This window comes from Chitinophagales bacterium, assembly GCA_020636495.1.
Classification (GTDB): Bacteria; Bacteroidota; Bacteroidia; order Chitinophagales; family Chitinophagaceae; genus UBA5543.
The window spans coordinates 1,030,218-1,048,804 of sequence record JACJXQ010000008.1 but is presented as its reverse complement, the minus strand read 5'-3'; the positions used below and the strand labels follow the sequence as shown (position 1 = coordinate 1,048,804).

General features: G+C 43.4%; 13 protein-coding genes. 4 read left to right on the top strand and 9 right to left on the bottom strand.

Annotated elements, in window-relative coordinates; translation table 11 throughout:
• Positions 1-12: 12 nt before the first annotated feature.
• The 8 genes from H6550_04575 to H6550_04540 all read right to left on the bottom strand — a co-directional run bounded on the left by H6550_04575 (position 13) and on the right by H6550_04540 (position 12,435).
• Positions 13-1,239 carry an ABC transporter permease gene (locus H6550_04575; protein ID MCB9045398.1) on the bottom strand — a complete coding sequence of 409 codons (1,227 nt, stop codon included), beginning with the start codon at positions 1,237-1,239 and terminating at the stop codon, positions 13-15.
• 134 nt (positions 1,240-1,373) lie between these two features.
• Positions 1,374-4,832 carry a T9SS type A sorting domain-containing protein gene (locus H6550_04570; protein MCB9045397.1) on the bottom strand — a complete coding sequence of 1,153 codons (3,459 nt, stop codon included), beginning with the start codon at positions 4,830-4,832 and terminating at the stop codon, positions 1,374-1,376.
• Between the two features lie 79 nt (positions 4,833-4,911).
• On the bottom strand, positions 4,912-6,435 hold the full coding sequence (locus H6550_04565; protein MCB9045396.1) for an aryl-sulfate sulfotransferase: 1,524 nt from the start codon (positions 6,433-6,435) through the stop codon (positions 4,912-4,914).
• A gap of 159 nt (positions 6,436-6,594) precedes the next feature.
• A complete protein-coding gene (atpC, locus tag H6550_04560) occupies positions 6,595-6,846 on the bottom strand; it encodes an ATP synthase F1 subunit epsilon (protein MCB9045395.1) in 252 nt (83 codons plus the stop codon).
• Between the two features lie 33 nt (positions 6,847-6,879).
• A complete protein-coding gene (locus H6550_04555; GenBank protein MCB9045394.1) occupies positions 6,880-8,391 on the bottom strand; it encodes a F0F1 ATP synthase subunit beta in 1,512 nt (503 codons plus the stop codon).
• Between the two features lie 480 nt (positions 8,392-8,871).
• Complete coding sequence (locus H6550_04550) at positions 8,872-10,536, bottom strand: gliding motility-associated C-terminal domain-containing protein (protein MCB9045393.1); 1,665 nt, start codon at positions 10,534-10,536, stop codon at positions 8,872-8,874.
• 94 nt (positions 10,537-10,630) lie between these two features.
• The gene (locus H6550_04545; protein ID MCB9045392.1) at positions 10,631-11,308 is read right to left on the bottom strand and encodes a hypothetical protein; all 678 of its coding nucleotides are present in this window, start codon (positions 11,306-11,308) and stop codon (positions 10,631-10,633) included.
• A gap of 134 nt (positions 11,309-11,442) precedes the next feature.
• Positions 11,443-12,435 (bottom strand): HmuY family protein, encoded by a 993-nt coding sequence (locus H6550_04540; GenBank protein ID MCB9045391.1) that lies wholly within the window; start codon positions 12,433-12,435, stop codon positions 11,443-11,445.
• Positions 12,436-12,594: 159 nt separating this feature from the next.
• On the opposite strand from H6550_04540, the gene H6550_04535 reads away from it, so the two are divergent.
• Complete coding sequence (locus H6550_04535) at positions 12,595-13,725, top strand: AhpC/TSA family protein (GenBank protein MCB9045390.1); 1,131 nt, start codon at positions 12,595-12,597, stop codon at positions 13,723-13,725.
• A 67-nt stretch (positions 13,726-13,792) separates the two neighbouring features.
• On the opposite strand, the gene H6550_04530 is transcribed toward H6550_04535, so the two are convergent.
• Positions 13,793-14,563, bottom strand: coding sequence for a hypothetical protein (locus H6550_04530; GenBank protein MCB9045389.1), 771 nt, complete (start codon positions 14,561-14,563; stop codon positions 13,793-13,795).
• A gap of 143 nt (positions 14,564-14,706) precedes the next feature.
• On the opposite strand from H6550_04530, the gene lon reads away from it, so the two are divergent.
• The 3 genes from lon to H6550_04515 all read left to right on the top strand — a co-directional run bounded on the left by lon (position 14,707) and on the right by H6550_04515 (position 18,586).
• Positions 14,707-17,121, top strand: a complete 2,415-nt coding sequence (lon, locus tag H6550_04525; GenBank protein MCB9045388.1) for an endopeptidase La — start codon at positions 14,707-14,709, stop codon at positions 17,119-17,121.
• 100 nt (positions 17,122-17,221) lie between these two features.
• On the top strand, positions 17,222-17,602 hold the full coding sequence (locus H6550_04520; protein ID MCB9045387.1) for a BlaI/MecI/CopY family transcriptional regulator: 381 nt from the start codon (positions 17,222-17,224) through the stop codon (positions 17,600-17,602).
• A gap of 6 nt (positions 17,603-17,608) precedes the next feature.
• On the top strand, positions 17,609-18,586 hold the full coding sequence (locus tag H6550_04515; protein ID MCB9045386.1) for a hypothetical protein: 978 nt from the start codon (positions 17,609-17,611) through the stop codon (positions 18,584-18,586).
• Position 18,587 lies beyond the last annotated feature (1 nt).

Genomic DNA, 18,587 nt, shown 5'->3' with positions numbered 1-18,587 from the left:
AAAATGCAGGCCTTATTTGAATTGCAGCACCTTGGCAGGTTGCACACGACGAATATACAACGTAGGCACCCACATACAAAGTATGCACAACAGCATTGTGCATATACTAACTGCAAAAGGATGCCACCATATGATATGTACAGGAACGAATTGCATAGAGTAGCCTGCTTCTGACAGCTTCAGAAAGCCTGTCTCTTGCTGGATAATACAAAGGCCAATGGCCAGTATATTTCCGGCAATAATGCCCACAAAACCTATGAGAGAAGCATGATACAGGAATATTTTGCGCATATCCCCTTCAGCCATGCCCAGCGCCTTAAGCATGCCCACCATACGCGCCTGGTTGACTATCAATATAAGTAGCGCTGCTATAAGGTTAATGATAGCAACGATACCCATAATCACCAATATTACAACGGCATTGGTATCCAGTAATGACAGCCAGTCGAATATACCGGGAAAAAGCTCAAACATAGTATTTGAGGTAAGACGACTGTCAGCAGGCAGAATATCCTTAAATATCTTGTCTGAAACTGGAGTTGCCTCTTCGGGCTCAGCAAGCATGACCTGGTAGCCATTTACCTCATCAGCACTCCACTTGTTGATGTTCTGCAACAACCTGATATCACATAAAGCATAAAATTTGTCGATATCTTCCATACCAACATGATAGGTACCTGCAACAGTAACTTTGCGTATGCGCGGGTAGGTTGAATTAGCATCAAAGAAATACAACAATAATTCATCGCCCATGTTCAGCTTCATCCGGTCTAAGGTACTTTCAGACAACACAACCTCTTTGGCATAGCTTGTATCAGCAAAATTGATTGGAGTAGCGTTAATGGTTCTAAAATCGTATGAACTATCTACGCCCTTCAACTGAATACTTTCCATCAACTGGTTGGCATTCAGGATAGCAGGACTTATTGCATATGGTGTAATAGCCTTAACACCGGGTAGTGCCTTTATCTGTTGTTCAATGGTAGCATCTCTAACCAATGGCTCGGGCGAAATAAGCGAAGAATAAGACGCGCTATATATATTAACATGTATATGTCCCCAGTAGTTGTAAATATTCTGACTGATCTGTTTTTTGAAACCTACTATTAAAGCAAGAGCGATGATCATGGCGGCAACACTCAACGAGGTAGCTACAATAGCCAGCCTGATAATAAATGCAGAGAAACGCCCTTTTTGACGGAGCATATACCTGCGCGCTATGAAGAATGGTAAGTTCACCTTGGAAGATCAAAAGTAAAAAGGAAAAAAGCAAAAAGACACAGTCTGGTGTTAAAAACTGAATTTAGCTCGAAATAAAAAATGCAGGTATAACTATCACAGCTATACCTGCATCACAAATCTTATTGCCAATATCAATTGGCTACCCGGAAGCGGATATTAGCCTGTTCAGTTCCGGAAGTAATTCTCAGCATGTAGATACCATCGGCCATATTGCCTGGTCTGATATCCTGCTGCAGGTTACCGTCTGCCGAAGAAAATTCATTTTTATAGATCACTTGACCCAGTGCATTCAATACTTCCAGCTGTACCTTCCCTTTATTTACATTTCCTTTCAAAGTAAAGCTACCATTGTTGGGGTTAGGGAAAAGAGACAAGTTTGTATTTCCTGCTGTGTTGGGCACTGAAGTGAGTACCGGAACGGTTACCTGGTTACTCATAGAAGATGATGGTTGTGCACACTCATAATCGCTTATGATCTCACATTCGATGACATCCTTATCATTCAATGATGTAGTACTCCACACATCACTTGTAGCACCATTTATATCCTTACCGTTACGCTTCCACTGGTAATGCGGATTTTTACCTGCATCTGCCGGTGTTGCAGTGAAGGTCACTAATAACCCCTCCCATACAGGAGTAGCAGGGTCCATGACAACATTTACGACCGGAGCTAATACTGGTTTGGCAACGATGTGCATTTCCTGCGTTAATATATCTGCCGGACAAGATATACCTGATCCGGGAGACATTCTCAGCTTAATTATATCGCCATTCATCAACCCTGTACCCGTATACTGCAACGCGTTTTCTCCCGGTATATCCTGTCCGTTTTTCACCCACTGATATGTCGGACCTGTGCCTGTATTAGAAGCAAAAGCGTAGAACCAGATCGTATCACCATCACATATTTTGTTACCCGGAGTTGGATACGCACCTATTGATGGACTTGGTACGATCGTTACATTAACGCTGTCCGGGTTGGAAACACAACCATTCAGCGTTGTTTCCAACTTATAGTATCCGCCCATTTGCAGGTTTACTTTGCTACGAACCGGGTTTTGGGTTGTGCTTGTAAAACCAAGTGGGCCAGTCCAGCTATATGTGGTTCCTGCATTACTTGCAGATGTCAGGTTGATATCATAACCCGAGCAAACCGGAGCATTACTTGAGATTGAAGATATAACAGGCGTGGTTTTTATTACTACCGGTACACTGGCTGTTGCCGTACAACCCGTTGCAGTAATAGTAGCCGTTACCATATAATTACCGGAATTAGCCGTTGTAGGTCCTGATAGTGTGGGGTTCTGTAATGTTGAATTATAGGCTCCGGGGCCGGTCCATCCGTAAGTAACACCCGATGTAGTACTTATAGAAGATAACATCAGGTCGTTGCCTTCGCAGACAGGACTGTTTGATGAACCTGAGATGGTAGGAAGAGGGTTTACTGTAAGGGTCGGTTCATCCGTAGTATCAGGAGGAGTACAGGCACCTGTGATCAGGCAACGATACTGCTGTCCATCCATTGACGGGGTAATGCCCGTAAGCGTCAGTGTCGCTGAAGTTGCACCAGAATACATGCCACCATTAGTGATATTATTCCACGACGTAACAAACTCCTGCCACTGGTAATTTATACCACCACCTGTGGCCGCGCAGGTAAATGTAACCGTTGAGGCAGGACACCCATCAGCATTTACAGGCTGAGTAGTAATAGTCGGGGGTGTATTTACTGTCAGGGTAGCTGCATTAGAGGTAGCAGGTGGCGAACAAGTGCCAGATACGATACAGCGGTATTGATAATTGTCTAATACTGCTGTGACATTTGATACGGTAAGCGTTGACGTTGTAGCTCCACTATAGAAACCTCCGTTATTTATGATACTCCAATTCACACCACTATTAAAGCTAGCCTCCCACTGATAAGTAAGGGTACCAACCCCAGTACCACTACTGCTGAACGAGGTGGATGAACCGCTACATATTGTACTATTTGAAGGATGGGATGAAATTTGTGGCGGGGTATTAACTGTAAGTAATACAGCAGTTCGGTTTGTATTCGTACACGGCGGGGTAACAGATTTTGTATAATAAATAGTACCGGCAAAAGTTCTTGTAGTATACAAACTACTGGAAAATAAGCCGGGAGAACCATAGCCTTCGAATATTTGCATATCACTGTTAGACGCGAACAAAGTAGTACCAGGTGTACCTGAACCATTTGTATAACCCAGCGTACCACCGGTAACATATACATAGAATGCATAAGTCTGGTTTGCAGTAAGGTTCAGGGATAATGTCAGTGGTATTGCAGTAACTACATTTGCCGTTGCATTAAAGCTACTTGAAGTACCTAATAATGTCCATCCGCTGGAAGAGCTTGTATTACCTACCATTGAGCCTGTTCTGTAATAAATACTGGCAGTATAAGATGTAGTAGTTCTTGGAGTGAAGTCGAAACCGGTAACTGTCATGTTCGTTAAAGGCTTGCAATCGAATGTTGCTGCCACCTGACCATTATTGGCCGTGCTTGTAGATATACTACCTGATTGCTGAACACTCGATACATATGGCTCAGCATAATAATTTGTGGTGCTTGTTGCAGAACTGACCGTATATGTATTACCTGTTCCCAACATGGTGCCTCCGGTTGCCTGGTTCCACCAACGCACCGTAACACCTGTAGAACCTGTTGCACCAACCTGTCCGCTTCCATTCAGGCATGCTGAACCTGGTGTAGTACTGGCTATATAAGGCGTTTGATTAACGGTTAATGTTCCTTGTGTACTGCTTGTAGTGCAGGAACTTCCTGAATTGGTGCAATTGCAACGATATTTATATGTATTCATAGATATCGTAGGGCTGGTAATCAGCAAAGTGTTGGTTGTTGTACCACTATATACACTGCCATTTGAAATATTTGACCAGGAAGAACCTCCATTTGTACTTACCTGCCATTGATAAGAATTGGTATTGGTAGCAACAATAGAGAATGTTCCATTCTGACTTGTACATACAGAAGTATCATGAGGTTGGGTGGTTATTGTTACGGGACAAGGAACAGTAATATTAAGATTATAATCCTCAATTTCACCATAATAGATAGGGCCACAACTATTAGGAGAATAATAATACTCTGCCATGAGCCTCATACGCGTCGTACCCAATGCGGCCGTTGTTGGTATGGTAAAACTACTGGTTGCTGTGCTGGACGCCCCTATAGATCCTGTATATACCTGCTCTCCCGCATCAATAAAATCACCATCAGAGTTAAAATCGACATATAGCGCATATGACAATCCATATGACGGGTTATTGCCTATCGTGAAACCAACATTAGTTCCCCTGGCACCAGTATGTGTCATAGTATTGAAAAAAGTATAACTGGTACTTGTATTATTACAACCACTACCCGTATTGCTGATGTTAGTAGACCCACCTGTTGTAACAAATGAGTTGATATATGTGTTATAATAATAACAAGGTGTATAGGAAGATACTGTGCAATATTGCGCTCCACTGTCCTGTGCATAACAAACAATAAAGAGCAAAAATAAAACCGAACGTAGGAAATTATCTTTTTGTTTCATACAAGTATATTAAGACCATGAACGTATTATCCTTATCAAGATAGATAATTTTTCAAATATATCCTTACACCTGTATAAATTATTTATAAATAAATTTATTCAAGTCTTTTTTGGTGATATAACTGGTGCGATATTGACCAAGTAAATGCCAGTTGTTTCCAGGGTCTGATACTTGAGGAATACCGTTCCATAGTACTTTTTTGTCGGGAGTAACGATAAACACTCTGCTGGCGGCACCCATACTAGCCAAAATATCACCATTGTCAAGCATAGTAACACTACCCCCCGCTCCGCCGGCCCACATTGCAAATGTGTCAATGTTGCATGGGAACTCCCATATTTTTTCAATTCCACTGCGTTTTTCAGGATTCTCTTTCAACATCGTTATATATGAAATGCTGGTATTTTCACCATGGTCTTCATCCCTGTTCATATTAAGCACCCTGGAATTGTTGTTGAAAAGATATAACCTGCCGTCTTTAGTTTTCCTGATACAATGTTGTCCATAAAACAAAGTGTCAGGATTATCTTGCTTTTTATCCGAATTTATGCCGTAGCTCTCTATTATCTTACCTGAGGGGTATTCGATCTTCACTATTTGATTGGTATTCTTAAAACTTATATATATGACCTTTTCTTTCTCGTCAAACTCAAATGCATTCATATGCATATCTGTATTGATCTTAGTCATTTTGTTAGCGCCTTGTCTGAAAAAATCTTTGTCCGAGCAATGTTCAGACGACTTCCAATACCATACCACTCTGCCATTTGAATCATATTCGATCAATGTTTCTGCTTTTAAATTAACATAGTAGCATTCTTCATCATCGTGCCACTCCACCCTAGCAGTATTCAACATGGCCGTATCAACGAAACCGGGTACTTTCTTAAGCAGTGGTTCCTGGCCACAAACCATAAAATGACCGTTTGATAGCTTAGTGAACTCATGATGATAGCTTTCATTCTGTGCTCCGCTAACAGTCCCGTCGTTTGCTGCAGTCCATAATATCTTGCCATTGTAATCAAACTCATGTGCACCCTGTCCTGAAACAGCTGTAAAAGTTCCATCGGCAGTTGGTTTCAGGTCTCTCATTTGTATATTTTTATCTGCTACTACAGGAATATTTGGCAGATACCACAGCGGGTTACCGTCCAGGTCATATATCACTGAAATAAAATCCAACACTAGATAGATATCCGGGTCTTTTACTTTGTTTTCCAAAACCTTCAGCCTGTATTTGCTGGTATCAACTGTTTCTGAATAGCCTGTTGAGAAATAATGAAACCCGGATGAACCGATTACCTGGCTATTCTTCAGGTATTTTACCTGCCATTTATAACTTTTGCCAAACTGTGGTACCGTTTCTATTATTCTGTTGCGCTCATATGTTTTCTTCAGTACTAACTTCTCTACATTTCCATCATCCTGCGCCAGGAATTCGTAAACTTCGAGCTGGTAAGCAGTTGCATTTTTGTTTTCGGGCACCTGGAAACCCACCAGGCGATAGTTGAGTGTATCATTATCTTTGGGAAGGACCTGAGAGACGGCATTATTGCCCGATAGAAATATTATACCCGACAATATTATTAAGCGTAGCAGCATATACAATTTTTGAATCTTATGACCATGCCTTTAACAGGCAATATATTATAAAGATAACATTTACATACTGTTATATCCAGCCTCGTAAACATAGAAAAGCCGCTCCGTATATGGAGCGGCTTTTCGTTTTATCTTTACCTGCAGAGAGGCTCAGTGTTCTTACAGTGCCTTAGCACCCTCCAGCAGTACGCTGGTCTTGTTGTTGATCACTTCAACAAAGCCACCTGTGATCTCGAACAACTCGTTGGTGTTTTTGTCTTTGATGATCTTCATCTTGCCCTTGGCCAGTGTAGCGATTATCGGGGCGTGGTTTTCCAGTATCTCGAAAGAACCTTCAAGACCGGGAAGCTGAACGCCGTATACGTTACCACTGTATATATTCTGCTCGGGTGTTAAAATATCTAGTTGCATATGCAAATTCAAAAGTCAAAAATCAAAACCTGATTAGTTAGCAGCTTGTGCCATCAGTTTTTTACCTTTCTCGATAGCGTCATCGATAGTACCTACCAGGTTAAATGCTGCTTCAGGATATTGATCCACTTCTCCATTGAGGATCATGTTAAATCCACGAATGGTTTCGTCAATAGGAACCAAAACACCCGGCATCCCTGTAAATTGCTCCGCAACGTGGAACGGCTGGGAGAGGAAACGCTGGACCCTACGAGCTCTGGATACTACCTTTTTGTCTTCTTCTGACAATTCATCCATACCGAGGATGGCGATGATATCCTGTAATTCGTTGTAACGCTGAAGAATCATCTTTACATCCTCTGCGCAACGGTAGTGTTCTTCGCCAATGATTGCTGCATCAAGGATACGTGAAGTAGAATCCAATGGATCCACAGCAGGGTAAATCCCCAGGGAAGCGATCTTACGACTCAATACCGTTGTGGCATCAAGGTGGGCAAATGTTGTTGCCGGAGCAGGGTCAGTCAAGTCATCCGCAGGTACATAAACCGCCTGTACAGAAGTAATTGACCCCCGCTTGGTTGAAGTAATACGTTCCTGCATGATACCCATTTCCGTGGCGAGGGTAGGCTGGTAACCTACCGCTGAAGGCATACGACCCAACAAAGCTGATACCTCAGAGCCTGCCTGGGTAAAACGGAAAATGTTATCGATGAAGAAGAGGATATCACGGCCGCCATTTGGATCGCTTTGATCACCGTCGCGGTAGTATTCAGCCATTGTCAAACCTGAAAGGGCCACACGGGCACGTGCTCCGGGAGGCTCATTCATCTGTCCGAATACGAAGGTAGCCTGTGATTTTTTCAGTTCTTCCATGTCAACTGCGCTGGTATCCCAACCGCCTTCTTCCATGCTGTGTTTGAACTTATCACCATATTTTACGATACCTGCCTCGATCATCTCACGCATCAGGTCGTTACCCTCACGAGTACGCTCACCTACACCCGCAAATACCGATACACCACTATACGCTTTCGCAATGTTGTTGATCAGCTCCTGGATCAATACGGTTTTACCCACACCGGCACCACCGAACAAACCGATCTTACCACCTTTTGCATATGGCTCGATCAGGTCGATAACTTTGATACCAGTGAACAGGATCTCAGATGCTGTACTCAGATCTTCAAACTTTGGTGGTTTTGCGTGTATCGGGCGACCGTTAGCCTTGCTTGGCTGAGGCAGACCGTCAATAGCATCACCGGTTACATTAAACAAACGGCCATATATCTCTTCACCTACAGGCATTGCTATCGCTTTTCCTGTATCTACTGCTTCCATACCACGAACCAGGCCTTCAGAGCTGTCCATCGCTACGCAACGAACGCTGTCCTCACCCAGGTGCTGCTGCACCTCAAGTACCAGTATATCTCCGTTTTCGCGCTTGATCTCCAATGCGTTATAAATCTCCGGGAGGGCTGCTTCACTACTGAAGTATACGTCTACTACCGGACCAATGATTTGTTTAATCTTACCAACGTTTGGCATATCTGTTAATTAATATTAAAAGAGTGTATTACCGAAATTTTGCGCAAAGGTAAGGCTATGGAATTTAAATTCAAAAGTAAAAATTAAAAAGTGAAAAATACTTATATGGCTGTTATGGCTGCCCATTGGGCAAGGCGCCGGGGCGCGGATTTGACAAACTACACATGCCGGACGGAGCAACTGCTGTTCCGGTATACTGTCCTTTAACAGGCAGTAATTGCCAGAATGCAATAATTGATTGATATTCAAATATTTATCAGAAAAAATGTTAAGTATTGTTAAGTAAAACCATAAAATCTTCGTACTTAACAAATAACAAAAAAGCTCCGCTTTTGGCGGAGCTTTGTATAAATAATATAGTATAGAGTGATTAGGACCTCTCTTCATGGTTAAAGATGTTTAATTACATCAAATATACTCAATATTTACCATTTCAGCAACTAAAATAATCAGATGAACAGGGGTGTGCAGGCAATCACCTTACCTCAACAAAGTAATATCCCCTTTAATGACCTGTGGGTGGCCATCGTCGAGTGTAAAGGAAGCGACATAATAATAAGTGCCCATCTGTACCTCCTTGTTCTTATATTTTCCGTCCCATTTTTGTTGTAGCGAATGAGATGCGAACACTTCCTCGCCCCAGCGGTCGAATATGCGGATGGTGAACAGTCGCAACTGGCAGCGTACACGAATGGTGAACAGGTCGTTGATACCGTCGCTATTCGGGGAAAAGGCTGTAGGAATAAAGATGCAGTTGTTACAAACTTTCTTTTCAAACTCAAGGGTATCTGTCGTACTGTAACAGTCATTTTTGACCGTTAGGATAAACGCTCCTGATGTATCTGCTTTAATGCAGCATACCGTGTCGCCGGTGTTCCAGCTATAAGTTACTTTGCTGCCGTAGGATGTACCAATGGTCAATTCATCGCAAGAGGTAGTATCTGCGCCCAGCGAGAAAGGGTGCAGCGGTATAGCCTTTTCTGAAACATGGAAGGTATCCGTATGCTGAATACAATCTTTTACAGACCTGCACCAATATACTCCTGCAGCTTTTACCGTTTCGGATGCCGACGTGCTACCTGTACTCCATATATAGGAGGCCGCACCGGCTACTGTTGGGTGCAGAGGGATACCGTCTTCATAGATACAAGCTGTTGTGTCGGTTATGGATGCGGTATTGTCCAGGTAGCGGGACAGGTGTATGGTATCTACATGCAGGTCGCAATCAGCCATTGTCTGTCGCCAGTAAACACCTTCCCCCGCGGCCACTTTAATAGTGGCCGTGGCAGCGCCTGTGTTCCATAAATAGTTGGCACCTACTGTTGCAGGTGTTAGCTCTACCTCCGCATTGTTGCAAACAGTAGTATCTGATGAGGTAAATACTGAGTCGCAGTACCGGACAACAGATACATCGTCCAGGAAATAATAAGACTCCCATATGGTGTTAGGATTTGTGGGTTTGATCATAGTATCCTTAAAAGGCCCGTTGGACGGTGCGGTCAGGTTGCCGATAATTATATACTCCTCTCCCCCATGCGCCGTATAGACACCCGTTATCTCTGTCCAGTTAAGCGTATCGTATATGAGGTTGCCGGGTGAATTGCGGATAGAAAAAGGCAGTTTGGGGTTCAGGCCCTGCATCTTGTAGATGAACGTATCAGAGAAATAGGCACCGACGGCATCAACCGCTATTTTATTGGCCGGCGTATAATGCAACGTATAATTCACCCAAAACGACACAGTATATTTTTTCCCTGTCTTCATCGGCGTCAGCAGCCTTGCAATGAGCGCCTCGCTGTAAAAACTATCATCGGGCGGCACCCGTTTTCCCAGCCCATAGGCATAAAAACCCGCATATGCTACTCCGCCATGTGGTTCCTGATAGTCATACATATTCTGCGGCACATTCATACGGTATGGCCAATAGGGCCAGGCTTTGCCGCAGGCATTAAAATAATCAGGGCTTGTGTATTGCATTACGCTGAACCAGTCGGGGATGTAATACTCCAGGTTAGAGTCAGGCATGCTGTACATGTGCGGACACCGTGTATATGATTCGAAGCCCGGGTTAGGCACAAGGTTTTGAGCCCGCAAAGGGCCGTTGATCATCAGTATCGTTATACATAATAAGGTGGCGTATCGCATTACCGGTATTATACCTGCAACACAATATTAGCATTTTCTGACATTTTATTCCATGGGGAATTATTTTGCCACAAATGATAATCGGAGAGAACTATCAGCAACCACTTTCTATAATGAGACGTATGTGTTTTACTTCTGCCAGCTTGCCGTTGTGATAGCGTTCTATTTTCATCATGGCCCAGGGTAAGTCAAAATGAGCCGGCCTTTCTTTATATACCACCGATGCATAATTACCCCCTTCGCTTGGCACAATAACGGAGGTATCCCTGAGCGATAATAGTTGCCTTACGCTTTCCTGTTGCTCTGTAATATCCCTGTGTGGCAGGCGGTAATAATACCCTATGGAGTCCTGTAAATCCAGGGGCCGGGAATAGCCTTCCCAGCTTACCATTGTTTTCTTCCATATGTCGAATGTCGGGTGGCGTCTAAAATCATATTGCTCGCTTACTACCCTGAGTACACTGTAAAATATTTTGAAACTGTCACCTTTGTATTTCGGTACCATTTGCACAAGTATCCGGTCATCGACGGGCATACCGTATTCGTTAATGGTTATGGTATCGCGGGTAATGATCGTTTCGGCAAGACCATTATCATCGTAAGGGTCATCACTGCCATACATACTATTGTGCGTTGGGTAGTCATAAAACACCACATCGAAATGTTTGTACATCACGCGGGTATCACGGTCAGGTTCACTTTTCAGCCTCTGAGCATTCAAAGCCCCATTGCAGGCCAACAGCAGTATCCATAAACATGTCCTGTAACGCATGTTTCTAAAGTTAAGGTAATTACCCTACCCCTTACACATATCAGCTGTTAAATGTGTTTTATTGAGCAATATGTAAACAAAAAAGAGCCGGTGAACCGGCTCCTGTCAACAACTATTATATGAAATCAGCGCTCTTAATATGCGCGTTGAAACTCGAATGACGGACAACCTTTTACACCCTGTTTGTTGTAAAAATCAAGGAAGTGAATTTTCCAGTAATTACCATTGCGGTTCTTAATGACATAGTTCTTTTCAGGGTGCATATCGTAGCTCTTGGTATCGAAATTATATTCTTTCCAGTCGAACCCGATGATATCCCTGTGATCGGAATAGGTCAGTTCTGTTACCTTACTGCCGGTAATATCAGCAAACTTATCCGTACTATCTGCAGCGGAAGTTGTGTTATACGGATTGGTCAGTACGCCACTTACTATGTATTTGAAATTATCCAGGTCGTAGTATATAAAACGATACCTGGTAAATACGATATCCCATGTATCTTTCGGGGGGTCTGGCTGTACTACCTGTCCGCCTTTATCAAAAGAGAAGTAGACATAATTATATTTATCGTCTTTGGGTATAGTGATGGTATGTGTTATGTTCTCATCCAGGTCGGCATATTCGAGCACATATTTTGAACCATCTACCAGTACAATTCTAACTTTTTTCAGGTTGTTGGTTATGTAAGTGCTGTTCAGTTTTACAATGAATATCTCGCTGCCAGTTGCTGTTTTACCTCTCCAGTCGCCAATACCTGTTGAATCACCTAAACCGCATGGACGGTCGAACAACCACTCTTCGCTGAGTACCCCAGGCGCGGTAGTTACTTTGGTAAAATCCGTTTCGTGCGTGTTATATACCAGCACATCGGCACCACCGTTCATGTACACATGAAAACCTCCCACACCTGCATCAAAGGCCAGGTCCCAACTGTTTACCTGGCTGACGTGTACCACACTGTTCGTTTCAAAGTTGAAGAAGAGCTGATCCGTATAATCTTCCCCCATTTCAACCAATGAATACTCTACCTCTCCCTTTTGTGGCAGGGTTACAGGAAGATCATCCTTTTGACAGGATGCAAACAATAAGGATGCAAATAGCAGGTATTTGCCTAATAATCCTTTCATTTTCATTTCGATACAAATATCCAGCAGAAAAGCACATGCAGTGTCAGGGAATTGTCATAAGCCTGCTATTATGAGCAAAATCACCCTTTTGGCTGAATAACTGACAATGGCGTGTAAAAAGCGAATTATTAGTTAGGTTTGTGCGCTAAAAGACAAAACATGTTATTAAGATATTTATCAATACTACTGATCGTAGCAGGTCTATCTTCATGCGGCGGCGGACAGAATAAATTCACCGTAATCGGGGATATAAAAGGTTTGCCTGAAAGTGATGTACTTCTTGAAGATGTAGGGATGAATGGCATAGTAATTATAGACTCTACCCGCCCTGATGCTGCAGGTAAGTTTGAATTGACAGGCACTACTATGGAGCCGCACCTCTTTCGTCTTCGTTTCCAGGGCAACCGGTTCATATTATTATCTGTTGACAAAGGCAACCTGAAGATAAGTGCTGATTGGAACACGCTAGAGAACTATAATGTATCTGGTTCTGCCCCGTCTGAAAGCCTGAAAAAACTGATCATTGTAGTACGTGAACATATGAGCGACCTGAACCAGATGCAGATAGTACTGGACACTTTGCGCGCCAGGGGCGACACCGCAAGACTGGCATCTGCCATGGCTTCAGCCAAAGAGATGAACATGTCGCTGACCCGGCATATTGAATCCTATGCCGACACGACAAAATATGTATCCAACGCCGTATTTGCGGCGCAAATACTGAATCCGCAGGCCGAGGGTGCGTATATGGAAGCATTTATACAAAGCCTGGGGAGCCGTTTCCCGAATTCAAAAACAGCGAAAGAGTTTACTGATAAATACAATGAAATGACTGCTGCCTTCAACAGGCAAGCCGAAGCGAACGAGGCGGGTATGGCAGGCATGGCACCTGAAATATCGCTACCTGCACCGGATGGAGAGATAGTGAATTTATCATCCCTGAGGGGGAAATATGTACTGATAGACTTCTGGGCATCGTGGTGTGGCCCATGCAGGCAGGAAAACCCTAATGTAGTAATGGCTTATAATAAGTTCAAGAACAAGAACTTTACCATACTGGGCGTATCGCTGGATGAGGATAAAGATAAATGGCTGCAAGCCATCAAAAAGGATAATCTGACATGGACACATGTAAGCGACCTGAAAGGATGGCAGTCGATAGCGGCCCGGGACTATAACGTGAATGGCATACCTGCCAACTTCCTGGTAGACCCAGAAGGAAATATCATAGCCAACAACCTGCGCGGACCGGACCTGGAAGCGAAACTTGCCGAGGTGCTGGGACACTAAAATATTCTGAAACACATTAAAAAAGGCTTACCGCAGTGGTAAGCCCTTTTTAAATATTTTTACACTATTACATCATTGTTTCGTGATGTTCTTTGTGTTTGATCTTCATCTTATTGCTGTACCTGATGTCCAGCCCTATGCTGAACATAAGCATAGACACATCGTACCTGCTATAAGGCTTAGCGCCTATTCCGGCACCTAATGTAGCATCCGTCTCTACAAAATCGGGGTTCATAAAGTTGTTGGGGTAGTACTGTACCTTAAAATACACGCCCGGGGCAAAGCTGACACCAACAAAGCCGTAAGGCATATAGGCAGCCGTCCTGTCGCTGAACCACTCGTTCAATTTGTCTTTAGCACCTCTTCTTATGTAACCCTTCTCTTTATAGTTAAGCGGCACGTCTACACCACCACCAATAAAACCGTAGGTCTTCCTTTTGAGGTTGCCCACTTTAATACCAACAGGGAGGCCAGCCGCAAATACACGTCTTTTCACCGTGCTATCCAGCGGTTTTATCTTTTCGATAAAGCCCATATTCTTGATACCCAGGCCTGTAAATATGCCTACCGTACTACTGAAATCATAATTGAGATTGAAACCTGTATTCAGGAACCACGTGATACGGGGAGTACCGATCGTGGTTGGTATACCGCCGTTTAACGGGAGTACACCATTATCAAATGCCGTTGTTATAAGTGTACCGTCAAAACTATTGCTGAGATACAGTTTTTTGGGATAAAAGACGATCTCATCGTCGCCCGGCTGATGGGCGAAAGCCGACGCAGGAAATATTGCAGTTTGCATTAATGCAAGAACCAGTAAGTGGCGCAATTTCATGTTCTTTATATTTAGTTTATGATAATCAAGGCGCAAAATACTGCAAATATTACAGTTTCTGCGTGTTTGGCATAGGTATTGTCACATAAACACTTTTCATTCCCTATATTTATAAAGGGGTTATTTTGTCAAAATGTCTGTAAATGAAGCCGAAGATCGATATGTTTTTAGGGAATACTGAAGATGAAATGGAGTTTATGCCCATTGTGCCACTGGGTGAAGATGAAATGGATGAGCAGGAAAAAGGAGACCTGCCCACAGAGATACCTGTAATAGCACTGCGTAACACTGTATTATTCCCGAATGTTGTATTGCCCATTACCGTGGCCAGGGAAAAATCTGTACTGGCCATCAACAAAGCACAGGAAGAAGGTAAATGGATAGGTGTACTGGCACAGAAGGATGGAGAGAATGAAGACCCGACAACGAATGATGTGTACCATACAGGTACCGTTGCCAAAATAGTGAAACAGATAAAGATGCCTGATGGCAATACGACCATATTCATCATGGGACGTATGCGTTTCGAGGTAGCTGAGTTCACTCAAACTGAACCTTATTTTAAGGCTAATGTTAACTACATAGAGGACACTTTCCCTAAAGAGGATCCTGCTTTTGATGCCTTGATAGCATCGCTGAAGGATATGTCGGAGCAGATAGCACAACTATCGCCCAACCTGCCCAATGAGACCAGTATCGTACTGCGTAATATCGAGCACCAGTCTTTCCTGATACACTTTATATCGTCGAACATATCTGCCAAGCTGGAAGAAAAGCAGAAGCTGCTGGAAGAAAATGACATCAAGCTAAGAGCTGAAAAACTGATGCAACTGTTGCAGGCAGAACTGCAACTGCTGGAACTGAAGAATGAGATTACCAATAAGACACGTGCTGATATAGACAAACAGCAGCGTGAATATTTCCTGCAGCAACAACTGAAATCTATTCGCGAAGAATTAGGTGGCGAGCCTAACGACCGCGAAATAAAAGACCTGCAGAAAAGAGCTGAGGGAGTGAAGTTCTCAGAAGAAGCTAAAGAGTTGTTCAGGAAGAATATAGAGAAGCTGGAGCGTATGCACCCCAGCACGCCCGACTACTCTGTAATTTATAACCACCTGGACCTGATGCTGGACCTGCCATGGGGCACCTTTACGCAAGACAGCTACGACCTGAAGAAGGCACAGAAGATACTGGACCATGACCACTATGGCATGGAAAAAATAAAAGAACGCATTTTAGAATACCTGGCCGTATTGAAACTGAAGGGTGATATGAAATCGCCGATACTTTGTTTTGTTGGCCCCCCTGGTATCGGTAAAACATCGTTAGGTAAGAGTATTGCTAACTCAATTAACAGGAAATATGTACGCCTGAGCCTTGGCGGTCTGCACGACGAAAGTGAACTGCGCGGGCATCGTAAGACCTATATCGGTGCTATGCCGGGGCGTATCATACAATCGCTGCGCAAAACAAAATCGGCCAACCCGGTATTTATACTCGATGAGATAGATAAGGTGGGCAAAGATTTTCGTGGCGACCCTAGCTCTGCACTGCTGGAAGTGTTAGACCCGGAACAAAACAACTCGTTCTACGACAACTACCTGGAGCTGGAATTCGACCTTTCGAAAGTACTGTTCATAGCTACTGCAAATAGCCTGGGTGATATACAACCTGCCCTGCGTGACAGGCTGGAGATCATACACCTGTCGGGCTACTCGCTGGAAGAAAAGATAGAGATAGCCAAACGTCACTTAGTGCCGAAAGAAAAAGAGATGCACGGGCTAGCCGACCAGAAGCTGAAATTCAGTGATAAAGTACTGGGTAAAATTATACAACAGTACACAAGAGAATCGGGTGTGCGGGAACTTGACAGGACCATGGCATCGATGATGCGTGCTATTGCCAAACGTGTGGCTATGGAAGAGAAAGTGCCGCTGAACATAACTGACGAATATGTAGAGGAGGTACTGGGCAAGCCTAAGTTCATCAACGACCTGTATGTAAAGGGGAATCCTCCGGGCGTTGCAGTAGGTTTAGCATGGACATCTGTAGGCGGTGATATATTGTTCATTGAAACAGCCTTATCTAAAGGTAAAGGAGGCCTGACCATGACAGGAAACCTGGGCAATGTAATGAAAGAAAGTGCGACAACCGCATTGTCTTATCTGAAAGCACATGCCGAGGAGTACAGCATCAAGCCTGATGATTTTGAAAAATACAATGTACACTTTCACGTACCTGAAGGTGCTGTACCTAAAGACGGACCAAGTGCAGGTATCACAATCCTGAGCGCATTGGCATCGCTGTTTACAGGACGTAAGTTAAGGTCGTACCTGGCCATGACCGGTGAGATCACATTACGCGGACAAGTATTGCCTGTTGGCGGTATTAAGGAAAAGATACTGGCAGCAAAACGCGCGGGTATTAAAGAGATCATCCTCTGTGAGCAGAACAGGAAAGACGTTGAAGAGATCAACAAAGCGTATATCAAAGGGCTTAAATTCCATTTCGTTTCTGAAATGAGCGAGGTTACAGACCTTGCACTGATGAAACGATAAATATTTTCTCCATAATATATTCAGTCGGCTGTTCAATATTGAACAGCCGTTTTTTTTGCATAAAATTTGTATTTTGCGTTTCATAACGTATATTTACGTTATGAAACGCAATAAAACGGTATCGCAATTAACGAAAGCAGAAGAAGAGATCATGCACATCATATGGCAGATACAGCCTTGTCTTGTGCGTGATATAATAGACAAACTGGGCGACCCTGATATTCCACACAGTACAGTATCATCGGTAGTGCGGATATTAGAACGCAAAGGTTTCCTGGACCATAAGGCTTATGGTAAGACCTACGAGTACTTCCCAATCATAAGCAAAGAAGAGTATGCGCAACAAGGCGTACAAAGCCTGGTAGAAAAATACTTCAGCGGATCGCCTAAAAAGCTGGTGAGTTTCCTGGTAAAGAGTGAAGACCTGAACCTTAAAGAGCTGAATGAACTATTGAAAAATATTGACAACCCTGAAAAGTAACCCGGGATGAAGAACGTTTTCTACATACTGCTGCTGATCGCGTTGCTGCAACACTATAATTCAAGAGCACAGGCAGATTCTATATACAATGCACACATATCAAATGCTGATAAATACTACAATACCAAAGAGTATAAAAAATCAGCACATGAGTATACGCTGGCTTTTGCTGCATTAGGCAATAAAGGATATCCAAATGACAGGTATAATGCCGCATGCGTATGGTCGTTGGCAGGCAACGCAGACTCAGCCTTTCATAACCTGTTCATTATAGCAGAGAAGTCAGGTTATAGCAATTACAGTCACTTTTCTACCGATCCTGACCTTGACCCGATACATAATGATAAAAGATGGAAAGAGGTATCAGACTTAGTGCTTGCCAATAAGGAAAAAGAAGAAGCCAACCTGGATAAACTATTGGTGCGCATACTGGACACAGTGCTTACTACAGACCAGCAATATCGCATGCAATTAGACAAAGTGGAAGAACAGTATGGCAGGGAGTCAAAAGAGATAAAAGAGCTCTGGCAGACGATCAATTATTACGACTCGGTAAACGTAATAAAAGTAACAGCCGTATTAGACAAGCGTGGTTGGCTGGGCCCAGACGTAATAGGCAATAATGGTAGCCAGGCACTCTTTCTTGTTATACAACATGCTGACATTGAAGTGCAACAGAAATACCTGCCTATGATGCGCGATGCAGTTAAAAATGGCAAAGCCAGGGGTTCGTCATTGGCATTGCTTGAAGACAGGGTAGCATTGCGTGCGGGAGGCAAACAGATATACGGCAGCCAGATAGGCAGGGATAAAGATGGCAACTTCTATGTATCGGAACTGGAAGACCCTGAAAACGTAGACAAGAGAAGAGCCGAAGTTGGCCTGCCACCACTTGGTGAATATACACGCAACTGGAATTTTGAATGGAATATAGAAGCACACAAGAAAAAAATGGAAGAACTGGCTAACCTTAAAAACAAATAGT

What these genes read in the sequence shown, in the direction of transcription:
- H6550_04565 (MCB9045396.1), bottom strand. Translation starts at nt 6,435, where the DNA reads ATGCTGCTACGCTTAATAATATTGTCGGGTATAATATTTCTATCGGGC.
- H6550_04515 (MCB9045386.1), top strand. Translation starts at nt 17,609, where the DNA reads ATGAAGAACGTTTTCTACATACTGCTGCTGATCGCGTTGCTGCAACAC.
- atpC (MCB9045395.1), bottom strand. Translation starts at nt 6,846, where the DNA reads ATGCAACTAGATATTTTAACACCCGAGCAGAATATATACAGTGGTAAC.
- H6550_04540 (MCB9045391.1), bottom strand. Translation starts at nt 12,435, where the DNA reads ATGAAAGGATTATTAGGCAAATACCTGCTATTTGCATCCTTATTGTTT.
- H6550_04555 (MCB9045394.1), bottom strand. Translation starts at nt 8,391, where the DNA reads ATGCCAAACGTTGGTAAGATTAAACAAATCATTGGTCCGGTAGTAGAC.
- H6550_04550 (MCB9045393.1), bottom strand. Translation starts at nt 10,536, where the DNA reads ATGCGATACGCCACCTTATTATGTATAACGATACTGATGATCAACGGC.
- H6550_04530 (MCB9045389.1), bottom strand. Translation starts at nt 14,563, where the DNA reads ATGAAATTGCGCCACTTACTGGTTCTTGCATTAATGCAAACTGCAATA.
- H6550_04545 (MCB9045392.1), bottom strand. Translation starts at nt 11,308, where the DNA reads ATGCGTTACAGGACATGTTTATGGATACTGCTGTTGGCCTGCAATGGG.
- H6550_04535 (MCB9045390.1), top strand. Translation starts at nt 12,595, where the DNA reads ATGTTATTAAGATATTTATCAATACTACTGATCGTAGCAGGTCTATCT.
- H6550_04520 (MCB9045387.1), top strand. Translation starts at nt 17,222, where the DNA reads ATGAAACGCAATAAAACGGTATCGCAATTAACGAAAGCAGAAGAAGAG.
- lon (MCB9045388.1), top strand. Translation starts at nt 14,707, where the DNA reads ATGAAGCCGAAGATCGATATGTTTTTAGGGAATACTGAAGATGAAATG.
- H6550_04570 (MCB9045397.1), bottom strand. Translation starts at nt 4,832, where the DNA reads ATGAAACAAAAAGATAATTTCCTACGTTCGGTTTTATTTTTGCTCTTT.